This window comes from Nodosilinea sp. FACHB-131 (assembly GCF_014695395.1).
Taxonomy (GTDB): domain Bacteria; phylum Cyanobacteriota; class Cyanobacteriia; order Phormidesmidales; family Phormidesmidaceae; genus Nodosilinea.
Genome location: NZ_JACJOF010000016.1, coordinates 198,154 through 215,343 on the forward strand (window position 1 = coordinate 198,154; position 17,190 = coordinate 215,343).

A 17,190-nucleotide genomic window follows, 5' to 3' on the forward strand; every position below is an offset into this window, starting at 1 on the left:
TGCCATCAATTCTTTGTTTAACTGTTCAATTTTTCCATCTCAATTATTCACTGACGAGATTGTTTATGACTTCAAAATCTGCCAATACTGCCCTGAAAATCATCCCGCTAGGCGGGCTGCACGAGATCGGCAAGAACACCTGCGTTTTCGAGATAAATGACGAAATCATGCTGCTCGACGCAGGGTTAGCCTTTCCTACCGACGGTATGCACGGGGTCAATATTGTGCTGCCCGATGTTACCTATCTGCGGGAAAATCGCCATAAGATCAAGGGCATGATTGTTACCCACGGTCATGAAGACCACATTGGCGGCATTGCCTTTCACCTCAAGCAGTTCGACATTCCGGTAATCTATGGCCCTCGTCTGGCGATGGCCCTTTTAGAGGGCAAGCTGGAAGAGGCCGGGATGAGCGATCGCACCGAGCTACGCCCCGTTCGTCCCCGTGAAACCGTGCGGGTGGGCAACTCCTTTTTAGTTGAATACATTCGCAATACCCACTCCATCGCCGATAGCTGCTCGGTGATTATTCACACCCCCGTGGGCATTGTCATTCACACGGGCGACTTTAAGTTTGACCACACCCCCGTCGATGGCGAGACCTTCGATATTCAGAAGCTGGCGGAGGCTGGTGAAAAGGGCGTACTGTGCCTGGTGAGTGACTCCACCAACTCCGAGGTGCCCGGGCATACCCCCTCGGAGCGATCGGTCTTCCCCAACCTTGACCGCGAGTTTGGTAAGGCCCAGGGACGATTGATGGTGACGACCTTCTCATCGTCAGTCCACCGAGTCAACATGATCTTGGAATTGGCCCAAAAGCACAACCGCAAGGTGTTTGTGGTGGGCCGCTCGATGCTCAACGTGATTGCCCATGCCCGCGATCTGGGCTATATCAAGTGCCCCGAAAGCCTATTTTTACCCCTCAAATCCCTCGGACACACCGCCGATGAGAACGTGCTAATTCTCACCACTGGCTCTCAGGGGGAACCGCTAGCGGCTCTCACTCGCATTGCCGAAGACTCCCACCGGCAGATCAAGATCAAGCAGGGCGATACTGTCGTGTTCTCCGCCAACCCCATTCCCGGCAACACCATCTCGGTTGTCAACACCATCGACAAGCTGATGATGCGCGGAGCCACCGTGGTCTATGGCAAAGACAAAGGCATTCACGTCTCGGGCCACGGTGCCCAAGAAGACCAAAAGCTGATGCTGGCCCTCACCCGGCCTAAATATTTTCTGCCCGTTCACGGCGAGCACCGCATGCTGGTAAAGCACTCTGAAACCGCCCAAAGCATGGGTGTACCCGCTGAAAACATGGTGATCATTAACAACGGCGACATCGTTGAAGTTAACCCCGCTGGCATTCGCATTGCTGGTCAAGTGCCCTCGGGTATTGAGCTGGTTGATGCCTCCCGCGTTGGGGTGGTGGGCCGCGACGTGCTCAAAGAGCGGCAGCAGCTAGCCGAAGACGGCCTGATTACTATTGCGGCTACTGTGGGCAGCAACGGCAAACTAGTAGCCGATCCCACCGTGCAAATTCGCGGAGTGGCTCAGTCAATTTCCCAGGAACGCTTCCAGAGCCAGGTGAAGCAGGTGATCACTCAGGTGCTCTCAAGTCGTGGAGCAGAGCTGGTAGTGTCCAATGGCAACGGTAAATCTGCCCTTGACCTGGATGCGCTTAAAGCAGCTCTTGACCAAGACCTGCGTCGCTTGGTACGGCGCGAGTTCGACAAGCGCGACCCCATGCTGATCTTGCTAATTCAGGGGGCTGGTGTGGCGACTGTGTCACAGCCTCAGCCTCAGGCTCAAGCTGACCCTAAGCCCAGGGCTGAACCCAAGACTCAGAAAAAATCGCCGCCCAAGGTTGAGCCCGAACCCCAACCTGAGCCCCAGGGTTTGGTCACCGAGCGCCGCACCCGGACTCGGACTACAGCGGCTTCGGCTTCATAATCAATTTGAATGACTAGAGGGCGGGGCGATCGCAGGCATAGTGAGGCCGCGATCGCCCCGCCTTTTTATTGCGGGTCTCAGCGCAATGTCGCAGGCCACGTTCAATATCACAGGTGCAAATTTGCTCTACCTGTGGTAGAAAGATACGCAGTATTGTGTTACTGCCGCTGCTTGGCGCTATAATGCACTCAGCAGGAGCTGATGTACCTGAGCAAAGGTGCATAGCAAGTGTCTTAAGCAGCTACACATCCTTAGCGCTAAGTGCTTCTGTCAGAGTTTTTGTTCAGCTTGTGCGGTTTATCCCAAGCAGATCTAGCGCAAACGAGATCCACTACGAACAAGAATTCTCAGAGTCGCCCAGCGAGTTAGGGGATCTGTGCATGCCCTTAGGAAGCAGAATTTATTGCGGTGTCGCAGTGGGTTCTATTGCAAAACCTTTGCAAACGAGTTTTCCGATCGCTCAGTAGCGGTGTTGACGTGGCTGGTGAATGGCCAAATCACCCTCTCAGGGCGGGAAAAGCAGACTTTATTCGCCCTGGTGAGCGTCGTATGAGGAATTTGGATGCCGAAGCAGATTGTTATTGCTGAGCAAAACCGGATCGCTGCGGTTTTTTCTGAAGATCAGATTCAAGAGCTAATTGTGGCTACCGGTAGCCATCAGGTTAGCGACATTTATTTGGGCACCGTAGAAAACGTGCTCCCTGGCATTGATGCCGCCTTCGTCAATATTGGCGATAGCGAACGTAACGGCTTTATGCACGTCACGGATCTAGGTCCTTTGAAGCTGAAGCGTAGCGCTGGCTCCATTACCGAACTGGTCGTGCCCCAGCAAAAAGTGCTGGTGCAGATTATGAAAGAGCCCACGGGCAACAAGGGGCCTCGTCTGACTGGCAATATCAGTTTGCCGGGGCGATATTTAGTCCTGATGCCCTCAGGGCGCGGGGTCAATCTATCACGGCGCATTCGCAGCGAGAGCGAGCGCAACCGTCTGCGGGCCCTAGCCATTCTCATTAAGCCGGCGGGCATGGGGCTGCTGGTGCGTACCGAAGCTGAGGGCATTAGCGAAAATGCCATTATTGAAGATTTAGAAACCCTGCAAAAGCAGTGGGAGAGCATTCAGCAGCAGGCCTTAAGCACTCGTCCCCCGGCCCTGCTCAATCGCGACGACGACTTCATTCAGCGGGTGCTGCGCGACGCCTACAACGCAGAAGTTAACCGCATCGTGACCGACTCCAGTACTGGCATGAAGCGGGTGAAGCAACACCTGGCCAACTGGAGCGATGGCCAAGTGCCCGCCGGAGTGCTGATCGATCACCACCGCGAGCGCATTCCCATTCTGGAGTATTTTCGAGTCAATGCGGCTATTCGCGAGGCCTTGAAGCCGAGGGTAGACTTGCCCTCCGGCGGCTATATCATCATTGAGCGCACTGAAGCGCTAACGGTGATTGACGTTAACTCTGGCTCTTTTACGCGCTCTGCCACGGCTCGCGAAACAGTCCTGTGGACCAACTGCGAAGCCGCCGCTGAAATTGCCCGACAGCTGCGCCTGCGCAACATTGCTGGGGTAATTGTCGTTGACTTCATTGATATGGACACGCGGCGTGACAAGCTGCAAGTCCTTGAACATTTTACCAAAGCCCTGCGTTCTGACAAAGCTCGGCCCCAGATATCTCAGCTGTCTGAGCTAGGTCTGGTAGAGCTGACCCGTAAGCGCCAGGGTCAAAACATTTACGAGCTGTTTGGGCGTCCTTGTCCGACCTGCGGTGGTTTGGGCCATCTGGTGCATTTGCCCGGCGAGGTGCCTATAGACAATGGCAATGAAGTCGCTCCCCGTGCTTTAGTGTCTGGGGGAAGTCCGGCTCCTCAGATAGCGCCACTTCCCCTGGGTGATGCGGGTGACTTTGATAGTCGTCCTGACCTGCAAGAGCTGGATTTGGGCAATCACCCTAGCTATCAAGACAAAGCGGGCCGCGGCAACAACCGCCGTCGTCGTCGCCGGGACCCTCTGCCGACCCGAAGCAACGGCAAAGAAGCACCTGTGGTGAAAGACAGCGGGCCGGCCCCGATTGACTTTAAAGAGCCGATTGAGCCGTTGACACCGCTGGTAACCCCTAAGGCTGAGGACGAAAAGGTTGCGCCCCGAGGGCGCGGACGAACTGGGGGACGGATTGATTCCCAAAGCGAGCCAGCTCGGAATCGGAAGTCCGTTGTGCCCCCTCAGGTGGTAACTGTGGAAATGACCCCTGACGAGCAGCGTATCTACGCCATGATGGGAATTTCACCCATGGTTCTGTCGACCCAAGAGGTAGTCGACCCCCGCAACGTGGTGGTGTCGGTAGTGTTGCCTGGACAGACCCCGCCAGAGATTGTATCGCTAACCCCAATGGAAGCTCCAGCCGAGGCCCCTGCTGAGGTGCCGTTGGTGGATATGACAGAACCAGAGCCTGCATTGCCCAAGCCGTTTCCTAGCCGCGTAGTGCGCACGCGTTCGGCTCGCGCCCAAGCTCAGGAGACTGATGTCATTCCTCCTGAAGCGATCGCCCCAACCCCAGAGCCGGATATCGAACCCGCCCCCATTGCTGAACTGAACCCCATAGAGGTTACCCCCGAAGCCGAGTCAGAAGAATCGTCTAGCAGCGTGCGCCGTCGCCGTCGCCGTCGTTCCTCCTCCGCTGGCGACGGTGGCGACGAGTAGGTTTTGACTCCTGAGGCTTGTAACTATCACCCGGCAGTCAGGGTTGCTGGGGTTGATGAGGTGGGGCGAGGATGCCTGTTTGGGCCAGTGGTAGCGGCGGCGGTTGTGCTGTCGCCTCATGCCTGTGAGCAACTTCAGTCGCTGGGGGTGACCGACAGCAAGCGCCTCAGCGAAGCCCGCCGCGAAAGCTTGGTAGAGCCCATTCAACGGCTGGCTACAGACTACGCCCTAGGCTTAGCCACCATCCACGACATTGAGCGACTTAATATTCTCTATGCCAGTCTTTTGGCGATGAACAGGGCGCTGGGTCGCCTGTCTACTCTGCCAGACCTTTGCCTGATTGACGGCAATCAGCTCATCCCTCACTTACACCTGCCCCAGCGAACGGTGGTGCAGGGCGATCGCATCCACACTGAGATTGCCGCTGCCAGCATCTTGGCTAAAGTATGGCGCGATCGCCTCATTGTGCGCCTCGACCGTCGCTACCCCGGTTATCACTTAGCGCGCAACAAAGGTTATGGTAGCGCGGCCCATCGCCTAGCTCTGCAAACGCTAGGACCAACGTCCCAGCACCGTCGCTCCTTTAAGGGTGTGGTTAATGCTGAGTGGGGGCCGTCGTTGCCAATTTGATAAGGGTATGGATACCCCTAGAACCCTGGCTATAGTTTTAGTAGGGCTCGCCGTCCATTTGATAACTGAAGGTCTGTACTGCCCGTGAAGAATAGACCAAGCCAACTCTTGCCCAGCGGTATGGTGGATGGACCTTGAAGAAGCCCGGCAGGGCACAGGCCCACTTACCGTTGCAGAAATCGACGACATTTTCGCAGAGGTGGCGCACTACTAGATAGGGATGCGTGCTCTGCAATTGCCTGTCTCCACCACGCAGAGTCACCACGCATTGGCACGTATCACCTTGGAAACCTTCTTTAAATCATACGTTGGCTGATATGAGCAGATTATGACGTCTACCGCAGCTAAGGCCGCTATGATGACGAACCCCGATCAGCAAAGACAGCTTTAACCGCCTGAGCTAGAGCGCAAAAAGAGGGCCATGCAGTCCCTTAGCACCAGCGTGCGTCCTGCCAAAACCATCGTACTAAGTTGTTGGGAGAAAGTGGGCGCTCTTGCAGTGCTTCGCGCCGTTCCGTTGCTTAGCCAGCTGCTCAAAAAGTGTGAGTTCCACAATTATCAACTCAGCAACATCATCACTCACGCCCTCTACACGGCTGCCATCGATGGATGAGATGCGCAGAATCTTTGACTTTCTCCATGCAGCAAAGCTAGAAGAACATTGATGCGGGACAGATCCTTCAACAAGTCTGGTTTCCGAGCAACTATGGAGCAGTTAGCAGTGGCGAGTTGGAGTCCTTACCTCCCGCTGATGGTGCTCCGCTACGAACGATGACACTATCCACCCTTGGCCTGGGCCAAAAATTTGGTCTGAACCTACTACAACATGGTCCAACGTCTCTAAACCCGCTTCAGGTACCCAAGATTCGTCCAAATCCAACGGCTGTACACCTCTAGACCCCATTTCTTAGCTGTTTCGGCTGACGAAGCTCCAGCCCCGCAATATTTTTTCAGAGGCAAGTTCTCCACCGCAGTGTGCTTCAGCGTTGGTAGGCACTGGGTGCTGATTACCGTCCCAGCAATCCCCCCTCGAGATTGGTGAGCGAGCTAAACTCGTACATCTCTACCTAAGTCAATCAATTTAATTTAAAAAGAACGGGTCGAGAGGTTCCCATAGCCCGCCGTTATTTGCTATGCTGAATGACCGAACGCGGATGTGGCGGAATTGGTAGACGCGCTAGATTTAGGTTCTAGTGTTTTCGGACGTGAAGGTTCAAGTCCTTTCATCCGCATTGTTGACAAAGCAGAGTGTGAAGCAGCTAGCTGCTTCACACTCTGCTTTGTTTGATCAGCTAAGCTTGCTACACAAGTGCTCTTTGTCGATAGCGTCATCTTTTATGTGAATGCATGGCTTGCAGGCGTGGAAGAAGAATCTAAAGCTGTTGCTACAGCCCCTAGCTTAATTGAGGGTGCTAGTTCAACTAAGACACGGGCGACCGTCAATGGTAGGAATTGAGGTAGCGAGCTAGCATATGGCGATCGCTTCGAGAATGTTGGAATGCCCTAACCGCTCAGACAAAGGCTGTAACAGGAAGTTTTAACTCCTCACTGAGCTGGGCTTCTCATACTAGCCGTAGATAGCTCAAAAAGCCGCCAAGATTTGAGACTTCAGCGGCTTTTTGGGTTGGTAACTAAAAAATAGTTCTAGAGGTTTTGCTCGAGCCTACCAAAGCGATTTTCTAAGGAATTATTAAGGGCAAAAGGAATCCAGGCAAAGGAGAGTAAAAATTCTCCAATTTCATCTGGAACAAAAAGATCTGGTAGGTTGATAGCCCGTGGAACAACCATAAACAGAGTAGATATTACGACTAGCCAAGCTGTACTTAATGGAAATAGAGGTACACCCCACTGGATATAGAACTGCTTCATTTGCCGACTGAAGCGGTTAGAGATAGGAATAAGAAAACAGAAAATTCCTACAAAAGCGACCCCAGCCATCCGAACATGCTGATGAATTCCGTCAATATTATGAATGTTGAATTCATTCTGGACATTGACAGATTCTAAAGATGCTGGCGTAGCAATACCGAAGATGCGCTGCCCCCAGCTAATCTCTTCACCGCCCACCATAAACATTAGAACTGCAAAAAATAAGCACCAAAACCTGAGGGGAGCGGGTTTATTTTTAAAGCCAAAGGCAAAAATGCCTGCAGCAGAAAAGTAGAATACAGCGCTTAGGCTCTCAAGCAGACCATCTTCTTGAAACACGAAACCTAGGTCAGAGGTACCGTTGGTAGCGACATAAATACTGAGTAGATTGGTCGCTAATAGCGTAATAAAACAGTTCAGCCAAATGTCGTATCTATATTGATCGCCCTTTTGTCGAACTTTAACCTGGGTCTCGTTCAAAGTCGTCATAACGCCTCCTCAAAAAGTCTGATAGGTATTTTTTAGACAGATTTTCCGAATGGTAAATACACAACGCTTTTTCAGGAAACACCGCCTTCTGGAAGGCGTATACGCATGTTGAAGCTGTATTTAGGACGCAGCTCAACTACTGCTCGCACAGTGAAGAAGAACACAGTGGGGTATGTGAAGGAACTACGGGAAGTAGTTCCACAAACCAAAGTGCTTCTTAAGAGGCTTTTGATAACCTAAACATGAACTTCTCTTCGCTCTCAGTTAACCTAAATTTAACCACGATCTCGCCACGGCTTTGTGAAGTGCTTGCGAACAATGCCCCGGTAAGCATGGATTTTTCGTGAAAACACTTACGTTGACATGGTTTTTGTGGAAATGGCTGTCTTAGCAGCGGGCGTGGCTGGAGTATCTTTATGAACTTTGATTGGGAATGTACCTAAAAATACTTAGATTCACTTTTTGCCAACTTTTAAGACTGCGCATCCCTGTCAGCACAGCTTTGCGGCTGAGAATCACCTAGTGAAGGTCAACGCAGAGGCTAACCTTTCCTTAATATTTCCGACAATGCTTAGATTTAATAAATCTGACCAGAAGCTAACCTGATTGGGTCTGTAGCTGCTGCCCAATCAAGGTTAGGAAAAGTTTTGCAAAATGCCCTTGATTAGTCTCTACGGTGAAGACTGTAAGGGGCTGCTTGAACACTCGTAGCTTTGGTAGCAAGGGTCAAAGATTCCCCTTAGCTTTTCTTTAAAGAGGTTGAAAAGTGCCTTGAACCGGCTCACTCCCCTCCTTAAAAGAGGCAGGATGTTGGTAGATGCTACAACAGAACTCTTTTCAAACAGCCTCTTAGATTCGACCTTGTCTAAGCCCCATGGACTGAAAGTAATGGCTTAATGTGACTGTGCTAAAAAGTCGGTTTTAGGTCTAAGGGCCGGAGAAGATAGCTTCTTCCAAATCTTGTCGACTTAGAGAGTACTTAAATACCCGCTGAATGTCTTTGTTGTCTGACCCGGCGCTAATATAGCGCACCACAATACAATCGGTTTCAAGCAGAATCTCAGCTTCCCATCGGGGGCGAATCACGTGCCAACAGTGGAGCGCGTCGTCTTGGGTACAGCCCTGCTGTTGTAGCCAAGCTTCGATGTCAGGCAGAGGGTAATTGTAAAGAGGCGTGGTCGCGGATGGAAGTGCCATGGCTATGGGTTATAGAAACAAAGAGTAGATAGCAATACTGTGTCTACAACCAGGTAGGTGGTGCAGATGTCAGGGATCTTGGACTAGGCCGCGCTTCCGGCAAAGAAGGAGCCATCAGGGAGGTATCCCCTGCTAAAGGTTCTGCCTCTGGCTGTTGGTCTGAAGTCACTTCAACGTCAGTGCTGACCTCCGCGGGCAACATCTCTAGGTTAGCGGTATAGTCTCCTCGAGTCAGACTTACGGTCACCACTAAGGCCAGGCAAGCTACAAAGGTGAGCCCTAAAATAAAGAGGGCAAAAATTTCTCCAGCTGATAGGGGGCGATCGGTGGGGTCGAGATACATGTTGGCAGGCTCGCGCCGCTGAAGGGATGCTGGACGGCTTAGCGGCTCCAGAGGCTGCATGACTGATATGCGAGAGTAGCCTACTTTTTGATCGTAAGTCCAACGGCGATCGGGGCTGCTGAGGATGGCGTAGGCTTCATTGAGCTGCTGAAACTTTTCGGTTGCTTCGTTAGCGGGCAAATCAGTGGTGTCGGGATGGTAGAGCTTACTGAGGTCACGAAAGGCACGCCGTATCTGTTGGGGGCTAGCAGTAGGCTTAACCCCTAGTTGGTCGTAGTGGGTTTTAGGTCTTGGGTTTGCGTCAGGCATGGTGTCCCACTGGCAGGGCAATTAGCGAGGGGTATAGGCTGTTTGCTCCTATCCCGGAGCTAAATCCCAATCGTCAAAGGAACGGGTTAGGCGAATTTGAGCCAGGGTAAATACCACAGGAATAACTCGACCGTAGTTAGTCGCGATCGCCCGCCAGCCCAAATCGGCTAAAAACCAGCCCCACAGCGCAGGCCCTAGTACCGAAAACACGGCTCGAGTAGCGCCGTAACGAGCGGCACTAGTGGCGACTCCTCGAGAGGCCATGCGGAGAGCAAACTGCCGATGTACTTGGGTCAACATCGTGCCACCCCCTTTAATGACGGCCTGCCGAGTTATTTCGTAGCGGGCCATGTGGAAGGCCATCTGCTGAGCAATATGCTGAAGCAGCCAGGGCTGTAGAACTGTGCTAATTGCCACGGCACTGCTGCCCTTGGCTAATAAACCCAAAGGGTTAGCTTGCAGGGCTAGGGGCAAGGACTGAAACTGGGCTGACCCTTGTAGAGACTTTTGAACCGACTGCTGCAGGCGATCGCGCTCTGTTTTTGGCAGCTTCTTTAGATTGCTGCGCAGCAGGTGTAAAAATACCTCTGCCTCTAAATCATCGGTAGACCAAGCGGCAAGGTAAGGCACCTTAAGGTAATGGCAAATTTGAATCAGCGCCTGACGATAGCTAACTCGTTGGCTCTGGCCGTTAATCACCGTTAACCCATCCGCTGCCAAAAACCGAAAGCGCTGTTCTAGTTGATCGAGCCACTGCTGCCGCGAGCCGCTTTTCACGGTCAATGGATCAGCTTTTTGCAAATAATCTAGCGGGTTAAAGCGTGGCCGAAACAGCATTTCTGTTAGGGCCTCGAGTTCTTCGTCTGTTGCTAGCTCCAGGGCAGACCGCAGCTCATCCACTGGGCATCACCATATTTAAAAACTGTCTTACATTTTTACACAATTCCCCAAGATAGGATGTTGAGCAACGGCTACACACCAAAATTTGGGGAAATGGGTATGGAAGATGTAGTGGTCATCGGCGCTGGTATTAGCGGGCTGACGGCGGCTCGTCAGCTTCAGCAAGTTGGCCTCCGGGTGACAGTGATCGATAAGTCTCGCGGGCTAGGGGGGCGCTTAGCTACTCGCCGCCGTGGTTTTACGACTATCGATCACGGTTGTCGCTATCTACAGCCTTTCGCTGACCCCACGCTCAGTTGCCTACCTGCGTTGCTGGAGACTGGCGTTCTACAGCCTTGGGAGCCAGAGACGTTTGCTCTAGAGGCTACCGATTTCCTTAAGGCCATGCCGACGGAGACATTTTATATAGCGCCCCAGGGCATGAGTGCTGTCGCTAAGGCTCTGGCTTCAGGGCTGACTATTCACCGCGACTGGCGCGCTACAGCGCTAACTCCGCTACCTGAGGGTTGGCGAATTGAAGGAGAAACCTTGAGCACAGATCGCCAGGGACAACCTAGCTCAATAGACGCTAAGGCTGTGGTTGTAGCTATTCCTGCCCCACAAGCCGCTGCTCTAATGGGCAGGGCCGCGCTCCAGAACGAAGGTCTGGCTAAACTCATGCACCAGCTTCAGAACGTAGAGTTTGACGCCGTCATTACCACGATGGCTGGGTACAGCCCTGATAAATCTGCCAACCTTCAGGCTCAGACCTCTCTGGGCGGCTGGATGGTGGATGGCAATAAACACTCGGTATTACGTTGGGCTGCTTTAGACAGCAGCAAACGCACCGACCCGCAAGAGTCGGTGGTGGTAATGCACAGCAGTGCGGCCTTTGCGGCCAGCAATATCGATCGCTCCGATCTAGAGTCGGTTGGCCAGGAGCTACTCGCTGCTATGGCAGAAAGTTTGGCGTCTTGGCTCAGCTCCCCAACCTGGATGCAGGTTCATCGCTGGCGCTACGGCTTTGTGAGACAGCCCCTAGGCTCTCCTGTGCTATATTCCCCAGCGGTGTCAACGCTAGTGGGTTGCGGTGACTGGTGCAGTGGGGGAAATGTCGAGGGCGCGATCGCCTCAGGTCGCCAAGCCGCTCAGCTAATCGCCACAGCCCTGACATAGGCTTGGCTTAAGCGTTGTTGCTGGAGTATTCGCTATTCTCTTTGTCTTCGTTGCTGTCCTCATCCGTTGCGCCGGTATTGTTGCGGCGGAAGAAGCGCTGATTACCCGCCCGCTTTTTACGGAATTTACGGGCATAGGCCTGGTTGCGTAGAGCTTTTTCTTTTTTCGGATTGCGACGCTTAGACATTAAATAACCTCAAACAACAGGGCAGACGAGATCAGTAAACAAGGACACGGCACCTACAGCAGGGATATAACCCCGATCTCAGGCTTAAGAAGGCACTCAAGGCCAATAAAAATCTCAAGCCGGACGATCTGCCCGCACCGGCATTCGTCAACTTACGACATGCCAAAACTAGAGATTTACTTTAGCACAAAGGGACACCAGGGCAGGCCCCTATTTAATTTAGATGTTGCCGGAACAAAGGGGTGCGCGACATCGGTTGAGAGGGAAACGATAGCCAGGGCAACCACCGACTATCGTTTCCCCCGTTGCCCTATGACTGGCTGGAACTCAGTACCTTCTCAGCTCCGGTAGTCTCTGGGGTGGCCTCTGGAGTATCGGCCTCTGAGGGCGGTACCACCTGCCAGAACTGGGGTAAGTAGTCGTTCCAGTTGGCCAGAACTGCCTTGGCTTTGGGGCTGCCGGTGTGGGCTAGGTGGGCTTCAATGAGCGCCTTGAGCTGGGCTTCCCCAGCGGGGGTGATGACCCGCTGAACCTTGACAATTTCGGGATTGACCCGCACTGGAAAACCGCCGGTTTCATCCAAAAAGTAGGCTAGACCGCCGGTCATGCCAGCCCCAACGTTGCGACCCACCGGCCCCAGCACGACAACCACACCACCGGTCATGTATTCACAGCAGTGATCCCCAGCGCCCTCAATCACCGCTTGCCCCTTTGAATTGCGCACGGCAAAGCGTTCGCCAGCGGTGCCCAAGGCATAGAGGGTGCCGCCGGTGGCACCATAGAGACAGGTGTTGCCAACAATCACGTTGGTTGATGGATCGTAGGTAATGCCAGCGGGGGGCCTGATCACAATTTCGCCACCGTGCATGCCCTTGCCAACGTAGTCGTTAGATTCGCCCACTAGGGTTAGGGTCATACCGGGTAGATTAAATGCCCCAAAACTCTGACCGGCGCTGCCTTCAAAGTTGAGGTTGAGCTGCCCTTCAAACCCACTATTGCCGTACTTTTCGGCGATCGCTCCAGCGACCCGAGCCCCAATCGTGCGATCGGTAGTGACCACGCTATAGGTTTTGGTCGCCGTGCCTTGGTTCTGAATGGCGTGCTGAATATCAGCGTCAGCCAGCATGTCGTCGTCGAGGACGGGGCCGTTGCTGTGGACGGCTTGGTGGTTCAGCCAGGTGCGATCGCCCCGCCCGTCGGGTAGATCCATCAAGGTGGTGAGATCGAGGGCATTGGTCTTAGCCAGGGAGACATCCGTTCGGGGCCGGAGCAGGTCGGCCCGGCCCACGATGTCGATCAGGGAGCTATAGCCCAGGCGAGCCAGCAGCGATCGCACCTCTTCGGCAATGTAAAAGAAGAAATTCACCACGTGCTCAGGCACGCCGGTAAACCGCTGGCGCAACTCTTCTTTTTGGGTGGCTACCCCCACCGGACAGTTGTTGGTGTGGCAGACCCGCGCCATAATGCAGCCTTCGGCAATCATGGCGATGGAGCCAAAGCCAAACTCTTCGGCCCCCATCAGGGCACCCATGACGACATCCCAGCCGGTTTTGAGGCCGCCATCGACCCGCAGGGTGACGCGATCGCGCAGCTCGTTATCCATCAGCACTTTATGCACCTCGGTGAGGCCCAACTCCCAGGGCACCCCGGCGTGCTTGATCGAGCTGAGGGGCGATGCCCCGGTGCCACCGTCATGGCCTGACACCTGAATCACATCGGCATTGGCCTTGGCAACGCCGGCAGCGATGGTGCCAATGCCCACTTCAGACACCAGCTTCACCGATACCCCGGCCTTGGGGTTGATCTGATGCAGGTCAAAAATTAGCTGGGCCAGGTCTTCAATAGAGTAGATGTCGTGGTGGGGGGGCGGTGAGATCAGCGCCACCCCAGGCTTTGAGCGGCGCAGCATAGCGATATAGGGGCTCACCTTTTTGCCGGGTAGCTGACCACCCTCACCGGGCTTTGCTCCCTGAGCTAACTTGATCTCAATCTGATCGGCGTGCATCAGGTACTCGGGGGTGACCCCAAACCGCCCTGAGGCCACCTGCTTAATGGCGGAACTGGCGGTGTCGCCGTTCCTGAGGCCACGCAGATGGGGAAAGGTGGGCGAATTGCCCTCAGCATCAACGTCGGAGAGCACCTTAAAGCGCACCGGGTCTTCGCCCCCTTCGCCAGAGTTTGACTTGCCACCGATGCGGTTCATGGCCACCGCCAACACCTCGTGGGCCTCGCGCGACAGCGCTCCCAGGGACATGCCTCCAGTGCAGAAGCGGCGCATAATCGCCTCTGCCGACTCCACCTGATCGATGGCGATGGGCTGGCGATCGCTCTCAAACTCCAGCAAATCTCGTAGGGCACTGAGAGGACGATTTTCAAGCTGGGCGCGGTACAGCTCGTAGTGGTCGTACTGGCGATCGGCCACCGCTTTGTGCAGCAGCTTCGACATGGCGGGGTTGTTCATGTGGTATTCCCCGCTGGGCCGCGACTGCACAAAGCCCATATTTTGCAGGCGTTTGGCCGACAATTCAGGAAACGCCCGCTGGTGGAATTGAATCGTCTCTTGGGCCAGATCTACTATGGAGAGCCCGCCCAGCCGAGAAGTGGTGCCCCGGAAGGCCAGATCCAGCAGGTCAGGGCCGATGCCGATCGCTTCAAAAATCTGCGCCCCCCGATAGCTGGTAATCAGCGAGATGCCCATCTTTGAGAGAATCTTCAGCAGGCCAGCATCCACCGCCTTGCGATAGTTGTCCTGGGCTCCATTGAGAGTAATGACCGGCAGTTTGCCCGTTTCCATCAGCTTTTGGGTGCGGCTGTCGGCCCACCAGTGGCGCACCGATTCCAGCGCCAGGTAAGGGCACACGGCGCTGGCCCCATAGCCAATTAGGCAAGCAAAGTGGTGGGTGCTCCAGCACTGGGCCGTATCTACTACCAGGGAGGCGCGCATGCGCAGTCCGTCGCGAATTAAGTGGTGATGCACTGCGCCCACCGCCAGCAGGGGGGGAATATAACTAATGTCGGCGCTCAGCGGGGTGGGGTTTCCCTGGGCGTCAACGCGATCGCTCAGCACCAGAATGGTCTTACCGGCTTTAACGGCTGCGTCGGCGCGATCGCACAACGCCGCCACAGCCTTTGCCAAACCCGTAGGGCCATCTGCTGTGGCATACAGCGTTGACAGAGTGGCGGTGGCAAAGCCGGACCCATGGATGTGCTCTAGCTCCACCTCATTGATTACCGGGCTTTCCAGCTTGAGCAAGTGGGCGTACTCAGGCTGCTCATCTAGCAGGTTGCCCTGGCCGCCAAGCTGGGTAGCGAGCGACATCACCAGTCGCTCGCGCAGGGGGTCAATGGCCGGGTTGGTAACTTGGGCAAAGCGCTGCTTGAAGTAGTCATAGAGCAGGTGGGGCTTTTCTGACAGCACGGCGTGGGGTGTGTCATCGCCCATACAGAAGGTGGGCTCTTTACCCTGGGCCGCCATGTCCTGAATAATCATGTCTACGTCTTCGACGGTGTAGCCAAAGGCGCTCTGCTGGGGCAGCAGGTCGGCGGCGGGGTAAAGGGTCTCCTCCGCAAACAGCTGGGGCTGGATCTCAGCTCGGTTGTCCTTGAGCCACTGGCCGTAGGGGTGCCGTGTGGCCACCCGCTGCTTAATAGCCCAGTTTTTGAGAATTTCCTGACTCTGTAGATCGACCGCAATCATCTGGCCAGGGCCCAGGCGACCCTTCTCTAAGATGTCTGCGGGGGCCACATCGAGCACCCCCGCCTCCGACGACACCATCAGCAGATCGTCTTTGGTGACTACGTAGCGGGCTGGGCGCAGACCATTGCGGTCGAGGGTGGCCCCCACTTGAGTACCGTCGCTAAAGACAATCAGCGCTGGGCCATCCCAAGGCTCTTGCAGGCCACTGTAGTACTCGTAGAAATCAGTGATTTCGGGATAAGAGTCTAGCTCGGGCTGGTTGTTGTAGGCCTCGGGCACCATCATCATCAGGGCTTCCTGGGGAGAACGGCCCGATCGCACCAGCAGCTCCATGACATTGTCGAGGTTAGCGGAGTCGCTGTTCTCGGCGTTGACGATGGGCTTGAGTAGCTCAACGCGATCGCCCCACACTGAATGGTGGAGATCGGCTTGGCGTGCCACCATCCAGTTGATGTTGCCCACCAAGGTGTTGATTTCGCCGTTGTGACCCAGCAGCCGCATGGGGTGGGCTAAGGGCCACTTGGGCATAGTATTGGTGCTAAACCGACGGTGGTACACGGCAAACGAGCTGATGTAGTCGGGATCGCGGAGGTCATCGTAAAAGGCCGCCAGCACCGCCGATCGCACCATGCCCTTGTACACAATCGTGCGGCAGGAGCAGGAGCACACATAAAACTCCTTCAGATCGGCTACAGATGCCGCCCGCTCACCAGGATTGATGGCTGCCTTGGCAACCAAATGCAGCACCTGACGACGCACTAGGTAAAGCCGACGCTCTAGGTCCTCGCCGGTTTCTGTCGCTGAAGCGATCACCAGCTGCTCAATGTGGGGTTGATACTGCTTCGCCAGGGGACCCAGCACGTCAGGGTGTACAGGCACAGGGCGCCATCCCACCACGCTCAGCCCCTCGTCTTTGACCACCTGATTGAAGGTGTCGCGCACAAAAGCTGCCGTCTCACTATGATTAGGCAGAAAAATCATCGCCACGCCGGTGCGATCGCTCTCCAGCGCCCCATACCCCTGCTCCGCTGCCCAGCGGTTGAGCACCGCCCACGGAATTGCCGTCATCACCCCGGCCCCATCGCCAGAAGCCTGGTCGGCGCAGCATCCTCCTCGGTGCTCCATGCAGTCGAGGGCCGCTAGAGCCTTGGCCACTAAATCGTGACTAGCGCGGTTCTGGCGATCGGCTAAAAAGCCTACGCCACAAGCATCGCGTTCTTCAACTAACGACTTTGGCCCCCAATTTGGCCATTCAGAACGGGTGTGCTGCCGAGGTTGGTAGGGGTGATTCACAGGTGTACGTCCCATGGAAGAGGAAGATAAGGTGTGGTAAAAGCAGAGCAACGAATTTAGCTGGGAGAACTAGCCTAACAGCACACACCCCGCAGCAAGACGGCAGAGCCTTTAAAATCAAATCGCTAGGCACAGTCTTAAAACGGGCTAGAACGGGGAGCCGACCCCGCGTCGATTTAAGCAACCTCGGCAGGCTTAGGGGTAGTGCCTGCCGAGGTCAATCATCTCGGTCTGTCAGAGGGAACTAGGGGCAGTGGTCCTAGTCATAAAGCATTGGCGCACTCAGCGCTTTATCTGTAATTTACAGACTTTATCAGTAGTTTACAAACCTTAGACCTAGCATGTAGCCATAGCTTCTTAGAATTAAGCGGCAGTAACGGTAGCGATTGTTTCAAAAACCTCTTAAACAGCGTTTGACTGTTTAGTGGTTTGCCGTTTTACCCCGTCAGCATTAGACCTTATACCGCGATGGTTTCT

10 protein-coding genes and 1 tRNA gene are annotated in these 17,190 nt (G+C 54.6%); 5 read left to right on the plus strand and 6 right to left on the minus strand.

Translation table 11 applies throughout. The features are described 5' to 3' along the window. Positions 1–65 precede the first annotated feature (65 nt). From H6F75_RS11045 to H6F75_RS11060, 4 genes are all read left to right on the plus strand, one after another. Complete coding sequence (locus tag H6F75_RS11045) at positions 66–1,949, plus strand: RNase J family beta-CASP ribonuclease (protein WP_190752103.1); 1,884 nt, start codon at positions 66–68, stop codon at positions 1,947–1,949. A 562-nt stretch (positions 1,950–2,511) separates the two neighbouring features. Further along, on the plus strand, positions 2,512–4,644 hold the full coding sequence (locus H6F75_RS11050; RefSeq protein ID WP_190752105.1) for an Rne/Rng family ribonuclease: 2,133 nt from the start codon (positions 2,512–2,514) through the stop codon (positions 4,642–4,644). A 3-nt stretch (positions 4,645–4,647) separates the two neighbouring features. Then, positions 4,648–5,274 carry a ribonuclease HII gene (locus H6F75_RS11055; protein ID WP_190752107.1) on the plus strand — a complete coding sequence of 209 codons (627 nt, stop codon included), beginning with the start codon at positions 4,648–4,650 and terminating at the stop codon, positions 5,272–5,274. Positions 5,275–6,424: 1,150 nt separating this feature from the next. After that, a tRNA-Leu gene (locus H6F75_RS11060) sits at positions 6,425–6,506 on the plus strand. Between the two features lie 412 nt (positions 6,507–6,918). On the opposite strand, the gene H6F75_RS11065 is transcribed toward H6F75_RS11060, so the two are convergent. The 4 genes from H6F75_RS11065 to H6F75_RS11080 form a co-directional block, all read right to left on the minus strand. Next, positions 6,919–7,632 carry a hypothetical protein gene (locus H6F75_RS11065; RefSeq protein ID WP_190752109.1) on the minus strand — a complete coding sequence of 238 codons (714 nt, stop codon included), beginning with the start codon at positions 7,630–7,632 and terminating at the stop codon, positions 6,919–6,921. 927 nt (positions 7,633–8,559) lie between these two features. Then, positions 8,560–8,829, minus strand: a complete 270-nt coding sequence (locus H6F75_RS11070; RefSeq protein ID WP_190519274.1) for a DUF3143 domain-containing protein — start codon at positions 8,827–8,829, stop codon at positions 8,560–8,562. A 43-nt stretch (positions 8,830–8,872) separates the two neighbouring features. Further along, positions 8,873–9,481: a DnaJ domain-containing protein gene (locus H6F75_RS11075; RefSeq protein WP_190752110.1), complete on the minus strand. Its 609-nt coding sequence runs from the start codon at positions 9,479–9,481 to the stop codon at positions 8,873–8,875. Between the two features lie 48 nt (positions 9,482–9,529). Beyond that, on the minus strand, positions 9,530–10,381 hold the full coding sequence (locus tag H6F75_RS11080) for a hypothetical protein (protein WP_190752112.1): 852 nt from the start codon (positions 10,379–10,381) through the stop codon (positions 9,530–9,532). Between the two features lie 57 nt (positions 10,382–10,438). Between H6F75_RS11080 and H6F75_RS11085 the strand changes: the two genes are divergently transcribed. Beyond that, a complete protein-coding gene (locus H6F75_RS11085; RefSeq protein WP_277874249.1) occupies positions 10,439–11,536 on the plus strand; it encodes an FAD-dependent oxidoreductase in 1,098 nt (365 codons plus the stop codon). A 7-nt stretch (positions 11,537–11,543) separates the two neighbouring features. On the opposite strand, the gene H6F75_RS11090 is transcribed toward H6F75_RS11085, so the two are convergent. Together H6F75_RS11090 and gltB are read right to left on the minus strand one after the other, a co-directional pair. Continuing rightward, positions 11,544–11,723 (minus strand): hypothetical protein, encoded by a 180-nt coding sequence (locus H6F75_RS11090; protein ID WP_190752116.1) that lies wholly within the window; start codon positions 11,721–11,723, stop codon positions 11,544–11,546. Between the two features lie 310 nt (positions 11,724–12,033). Next, a complete protein-coding gene (gene gltB, locus H6F75_RS11095; protein WP_190752118.1) occupies positions 12,034–16,728 on the minus strand; it encodes a glutamate synthase large subunit in 4,695 nt (1,564 codons plus the stop codon). Positions 16,729–17,190: the final 462 nt, after the last annotated feature.

Coding starts and splice junctions, on each gene's coding strand:
- H6F75_RS11050 (WP_190752105.1), top strand. CDS start 2,512: ATGCCGAAGCAGATTGTTATTGCTGAGCAAAACCGGATCGCTGCGGTT.
- H6F75_RS11065 (WP_190752109.1), bottom strand. CDS start 7,632: ATGACGACTTTGAACGAGACCCAGGTTAAAGTTCGACAAAAGGGCGAT.
- gltB (WP_190752118.1), bottom strand. CDS start 16,728: ATGGGACGTACACCTGTGAATCACCCCTACCAACCTCGGCAGCACACC.
- H6F75_RS11090 (WP_190752116.1), bottom strand. CDS start 11,723: ATGTCTAAGCGTCGCAATCCGAAAAAAGAAAAAGCTCTACGCAACCAG.
- H6F75_RS11045 (WP_190752103.1), top strand. CDS start 66: ATGACTTCAAAATCTGCCAATACTGCCCTGAAAATCATCCCGCTAGGC.
- H6F75_RS11085 (WP_277874249.1), top strand. CDS start 10,439: ATGTTGAGCAACGGCTACACACCAAAATTTGGGGAAATGGGTATGGAA.
- H6F75_RS11075 (WP_190752110.1), bottom strand. CDS start 9,481: ATGCCTGACGCAAACCCAAGACCTAAAACCCACTACGACCAACTAGGG.
- H6F75_RS11070 (WP_190519274.1), bottom strand. CDS start 8,829: ATGGCACTTCCATCCGCGACCACGCCTCTTTACAATTACCCTCTGCCT.